This window comes from Kitasatospora sp. NPDC093558 (assembly GCF_040683475.1).
GTDB lineage: Bacteria > Actinomycetota > Actinomycetes > Streptomycetales > Streptomycetaceae > Kitasatospora.
This window is the reverse complement of sequence record NZ_JBFBDY010000460.1, coordinates 1-5,121: the sequence shown is the minus strand read 5'-3', so window position 1 is coordinate 5,121 and position 5,121 is coordinate 1. Positions and strand designations below refer to the sequence as shown.

The 5,121-nt window shown below is 74.3% G+C and carries 7 protein-coding genes; 3 read left to right on the top strand and 4 right to left on the bottom strand.

Annotation, left to right across the window (positions count from 1 at the left end; genetic code table 11):
• Both AB0O00_RS29060 and AB0O00_RS29055 read left to right on the top strand, forming a co-directional pair.
• Positions 1-1,149 (top strand): LCP family protein (locus AB0O00_RS29060; RefSeq protein WP_363656738.1); only part of this gene is annotated, 1,149 nt, incomplete at its 5' end.
• A 63-nt stretch (positions 1,150-1,212) separates the two neighbouring features.
• Positions 1,213-1,686 carry a hypothetical protein gene (locus tag AB0O00_RS29055; protein WP_363656736.1) on the top strand — a complete coding sequence of 158 codons (474 nt, stop codon included), beginning with the start codon at positions 1,213-1,215 and terminating at the stop codon, positions 1,684-1,686.
• Here AB0O00_RS29055 and AB0O00_RS29050 read toward each other — a convergent pair.
• On the bottom strand, positions 1,676-2,263 hold the full coding sequence (locus AB0O00_RS29050; RefSeq protein ID WP_363656734.1) for a hypothetical protein: 588 nt from the start codon (positions 2,261-2,263) through the stop codon (positions 1,676-1,678). The two genes, AB0O00_RS29055 and AB0O00_RS29050, sit on opposite strands and share 11 nt — an antisense overlap.
• Positions 2,264-2,400: 137 nt before the next feature.
• Between AB0O00_RS29050 and AB0O00_RS29045 the strand changes: the two genes are divergently transcribed.
• Positions 2,401-3,078, top strand: coding sequence for a phosphotransferase (locus AB0O00_RS29045; protein ID WP_363656732.1), 678 nt, complete (start codon positions 2,401-2,403; stop codon positions 3,076-3,078).
• Between the two features lie 28 nt (positions 3,079-3,106).
• Here AB0O00_RS29045 and AB0O00_RS29040 read toward each other — a convergent pair whose 3' ends face one another.
• The 3 genes from AB0O00_RS29040 to AB0O00_RS29030 all read right to left on the bottom strand — a co-directional run bounded on the left by AB0O00_RS29040 (position 3,107) and on the right by AB0O00_RS29030 (position 5,089).
• On the bottom strand, positions 3,107-3,928 hold the full coding sequence (locus AB0O00_RS29040; RefSeq protein WP_363656730.1) for an arylamine N-acetyltransferase: 822 nt from the start codon (positions 3,926-3,928) through the stop codon (positions 3,107-3,109).
• A 146-nt stretch (positions 3,929-4,074) separates the two neighbouring features.
• Positions 4,075-4,506, bottom strand: coding sequence for a GNAT family N-acetyltransferase (locus AB0O00_RS29035; protein ID WP_363656728.1), 432 nt, complete (start codon positions 4,504-4,506; stop codon positions 4,075-4,077).
• 127 nt (positions 4,507-4,633) lie between these two features.
• On the bottom strand, positions 4,634-5,089 hold the full coding sequence (locus tag AB0O00_RS29030) for a barstar family protein (protein WP_363656726.1): 456 nt from the start codon (positions 5,087-5,089) through the stop codon (positions 4,634-4,636).
• Between the last annotated feature and the right edge of the window lie 32 nt (positions 5,090-5,121).

Below are 5,121 nucleotides of genomic sequence, written 5' to 3'. Positions count from 1 at the left end.
TCCGAGAAGGGCCTGCCCGAGATGGGCTTCACGCTCGGCGGCCTGGAGGAGCTGGACGACCCCGACGTCCGGGTGCTGGTGGCGGTGGACGAGCACCCCGGTGGCCCGGGCGCGCCCGGCGGCACCCGGCCGGGCACGGCGGGCCCCGCCGGGCGCCGTGGCTGGTCCAAGGGCCGGATCGCCAAGTGGACGGTCTTCGGCCTGCTCATCGCGGTCATGGTGACGGCCGTCTCGACCTACTTCTGGGCCGACTCCAAGATCAACCACGACAACGTGCTCGCCGACTACCCCGGCCGCCCGGCGGCCGGCAAGGGCACCAACTGGCTGATCGTCGGCTCGGACAGCCGCGAGGGCCTCTCCGACGCCGACGAGGAGAAGCTCCACACCGGCCACGACGTCGAGGGCAAGCGCAGCGACTCGATGATGATCCTGCACGTCGGGGACAAGGGGAACACCCTGCTGAGCGTGCCGCGCGACTCCTGGGTGCCGATCCCGGAGTACAAGACCAGCAGCGGCAAGACCCTCAAGGCCACCACCTCGAAGATCAACTCGGCCTTCGCCAACGGCAACGGCCGGCTGCTCGTCCAGACCATCGAGCTGAACACCGGCATCCGCATCGACCACTACGCCGAGATCGGCTTCTCCGGCTTCGTCGGCATCGTCGACGCGGTCGGCGGCGTGCAGCTGCACATCGACCAGGACATCAAGGACCGGGACTCCGGCCTCGACCTCAAGGCCGGCGACCAGACCCTCAACGGCACCCAGGCCCTCGCCTTCGTCCGCCAGCGCCACCAGATGGCCGACCAGGACCTCGGCCGGATGCGCAACCAGCAGAAGTTCCTCTCCGCCCTGGCCCACCAGGCGGCCTCCCCTGGCACGGTGCTCAACCCGTTCACCTTCTACCCGCTGGTCGACGCCGGCCTCGGCACCCTGATCGTCGACAACGACAGCGGCCTGACCGACCTCGGCTCGCTCTTCCTCGCGATGAAGGACGTCAACGGCGGCAGCGGCAAGTCGATGACCATCCCGATCGCCAACCCCGACTACCGCACCAACACCGGTGAGTCGGCGGTGAAGTGGGACAACGCCAAGGCCAAGCAGGTGTTCGACGCCTTCAAGAACGACACCGCCGTGCCGGACGTCAAGTAGCGGACGGACGTGCGCGACTCGCGGTTGCGTGACTCGTGGTAGTCGCGTGAAGACAATGGGTGGATGTCACTCGTCACCGCGCTGATCTACCGCCGCCGCCACCGCCTCCTGGGCCGCCTGGTCCAGGAGGCGCTCGCGCTCTACGGGATGGAAGTGCCGGCCGCCTGCGAGATCGGCCCCGGACTGACGGTGTTCCACCGCGGCTTCGGCACCGTCCTGCACCCGTACACCACCCTCGGCGCCGGCGTGACGCTCTACAACGGCGTGACGATCGGCCGGGCCGACCCGTGGGTGCCGCAGGAGCGCAGCGCGATGCGGCGGGTCGTCGTCGGGGACGGCGCGGTGCTGTGCGCGGGCGCCAAGGTGGTGTGCAAGGAGGGCGTGCTGACCGTCGGCGCGGGCACGATCGTCGGCGCCAACGCGGTGCTCACCCGCTCGACCGGCCCCGGCGAGATCTGGGCCGGCGTCCCCGCCCGCAGGATCGGCCTGCGCGAGGGCGCCCGGGCCGCCGTGCCCGGGCCGCCGCCTAGCGGGTGACCGACTGGAGGCCGGTCACGTACTCCGGGAAGCGGACCAGCCACTCCCCCTCGCCGTCGTCGGCACCCCCGGCCTCGGTCGGGCCCGAGTAGCCGTAGTGGATCTCCCGGCCGCGGCCGCCGTCCACCCAGCGGGCGTCCGTCAGGTGCACCGCGAGGGCGGCCGGGTGGTGCGGGTCGGGGCGTTCGAGGACCAGCTCGTGCTCGGTCTCCCCGGGGCGGAAGGCCACCACGGTCTCGCTGGTGCGCCGCCGCGGGCGCCCGTCCGCCCGGTACGTCCAGTACGCGGCGACGGTGACCGTCAGCGTGCCGTCCGGGCTCCCCGCCTCCGGGCGGACGTACTCCTCGTCGGGGACCCACCGCGCGTGGTGGCGGATGTCGTCCGGGCCGCGCCGCTCGTCCCAGCGCACCCAGTAGCTCGCCACGCGCTTGACCGTCATCGCCTCGCGCGAGATGCGGACCGGGACGCGCGCCGGATTGGCCGGCTCGCCCGCCGCGAGGGAGACCACCGCGACCTGCTCGTACGTCACCTCGGCGTCGTCGAGGCCCTGCCCCATCGCTTCCATCGGCTGCTCCATCGGTGAACCACCTTGGCGGAGAGTGGAGTTGTTCGCGGCTCGGCCGCGCCATGAGAGCCTACGGCGACCGCGCGGACACCCGGAGTGATTGTGCGATTCCGGCCCGAACGGCCAGGCCCGGCGCTACCCTGCCCCGCGTGGACGAACGAAGCGGCACCGGGCCGCTGCTGGGGCGCGGGCGGACGGCGGACGTGTTCGCCCTGGACGACCACCGGGTGCTGCGCCGGTACCGCGACGGCAGCGACGCGTCCGGCGAACTCGCCGTGCTGCGGCACCTCGCGGAGCACGGCTACCCGGTGCCCGCGGCGAGCGCCGGGGCGGCGCCCGGCGAGCTCGTCCTGGAACGGCTGACGGGCCCGACCATGGCCGACGCCCTCGTGGCGGGCGAGCTCGCGCCCGGGACGGCCGGCGAACTGCTGGCCGGGCTGCTGCGGCGGCTGCACGCCCTCCCGGCCCGGACGGGCGCCGATCCGGCGCACCGGGTCCTGCACCTCGACCTGCACCCGGAGAACGTGCTGATGACACCGCGCGGGCCGGTTGTGATCGACTGGGCGACGGCCGCCGAGGGCCCGCCCGCGCTGGACACGGGGATGTCGGCGCTGATCATGGCCGAGGTCGCGCTCACGCTGCCCGCCGACCTGGCGCCCGCCGCCCGGGCCGTCCTGGCATCGCTGGTCCGGCACGTGGGCGGTCCCGGCGACCTCGTCGCCGCCCGGGCCCGCCGCGCGGCGAACCCCACGCTGGACGCGGCGGAGGTGGCCCGGCTCGACGCGGCCGTGGCACTGGCACGCAGCGCGGGGGCCGGTTCGACGTGAGGGGGGCGTCCCGTCGGCGATGGCCCGCTCAGCGCGGCGGCTGCGGGGGGCTCGGGAGGCGGTCCAGCGTGATCCCGAAGTGGGTGCGGTAGGCCGCCAGGGCCTCGTCGGCGGCGAGCGGCACCTCGGTGCGCCCGCCGGCCGGGGTGGTGGTGATCAGGCGGTCGCCGGCGATGGTCGTCCGGCCGCCGTCGGCGGTGAGCACCGAGCAGGTCGTCGAGCGGGTGAAGACCGAGTCCGGCGAGGTGGTCTGCCACCAGCAGGTCGGGGCGAAGTCGGCGAGCTCGTACGGGCGCAGGCCCAGGCGGTACTGCGGCCTGCCGTCCAGCAGGACGTCCAGGTCGCCGTGCCCGCCGATCGGGGCGAAGGTGAACGTGCCGTGGGCGTCGGCCTGTCCGCCGCGCTCGTCGAGCCGCAGCGGGGCGCGGCTGAAGCGGCCGAAGCCGACGTCGACCAGCCACGGCTCGTCCAGGTCCACCCGCAGCGCGAGGTGGTCGAACGGCGGCCCCGGCCGCTCGCCGTCGAAGACCCGGGCGGCCAGCAGGCTCACCCGGTAGCCGAGCGAGGCGAGCAACTCGGCGAAGAGGCCGTTGAGTTCGTAGCAGAAGCCGCCGCGGCGGGCGGTCACGACCTTCGCCACCAGCGCGTCCGGATCGAGGACGACGGGCTCGCCGAGGTGGATGCTCAGGTTCTCGAACGGGACGGCCCGCAGGTGCGCGAGCTGGAGCCGGGCGAGCGCCTCCGGGGAGGGCGCGCCGGGGTCGGGGAGGGCGATGCGGTCGAGGTAGGCGGACCGCTGGGCGGCGGTGAGGCCGGCGTGCGGCTGCCCGGGGCGTGGCGCGTGATCCATCCGCCCATTCCACCCGGGCGCGGGCCGGAGGGCCATCGGCTATTGGTCCTACGCCTGTCGGTCTGCTCTCCTGGCCCTTCGCCTGTGGCGCGGTGGCCGCTGCTGCGTGGGAAGTCGGACCGGCCGACTTCCCACGCCCGGGCGCCCTAACCCGCGTAGCGGTAGACCTTCGAGTCGCGGGCCTGGAAGCCGGCCCGCTCGTAGAGGCGGTTCGCGGCCTCGCGGGACGGCCGGGAGGTCAGGTCGAGGGTCCGGGCGCCCGCTTCCCGGGCCAAGCGCACGGCCTCGTCGGTCAGGGCCGCGCCGACGCCCTTGCCGCGCGTCGCCGAGTCGACGACGACGTCCTCGATCCGCGCCCGCAGGCCGGACGGCAGCGGGGACAGCACGAGGGTGAGCGTGCCGACGATCGCCCCGTCGAGGCGGGCGATCAGCAGCGTGTTGGAGTCGCAGGCCACCAGGTGGGCCAGCGCCGCGTGGTCCAGCGGCTTGGCCGAACCGGACAGCTGCGGGAGCAGGCCGGCGAAGGCGGCCACCAGCTCGTCGGTCGTCTCCCGGACGACCTCAACGTCAAGGGTCATGACGCCGGACCCTAGCCACGTCGGACGTCCGGTGCGCCGCTTTCCGGCGCACTGGTCGCGACTGCCGGGTGAACTGGCCGAATTGCGGTGCAGGACCGGCCAGTTGATCACCGTCCCGCCCGGCCCGTCACAGTGCGCGGGCCGCCACCCGGAGCCGGTACGCGGTGGCGGACGGGTCGTGGGCCGCGAACAGCACGGCGAGCAGGTGGTCGACGGCGGCGGCGTCCAGGATCCGCAGCAGCGTGGTGAGTTCGGCCTCCGGCGCGTCGGCGAGGAGTTCGTCCGCGTCGCCGAGGACGACGAGCAGCCGGGACGGCGGCCGGTCCGGATCCCCGTCGGGGTGCAGGACGTCCCCCAGGCACTCCTCGAACGCGTCCCAGTTGTGGCCGAAGTAGGACGGGAAGTCGAGGGCGCGCGCCCAGGCGGTGAGCAGCCCGGCCTTGGTGCGGCACTCGCGGCCGTCGATCGCGACCCGGCGGACGTCTCCGGCGGGGACGCGGGCCAGGCCCGCCCACGGATGCCCGGGGAGCAGGTCCCACCGGGCCTCGGCGAGCAGTCTGTCCGGCGGGCTGGGGTGCGTCACGACGGTAGCTCTACCGCCCGGCGCACCGGCGG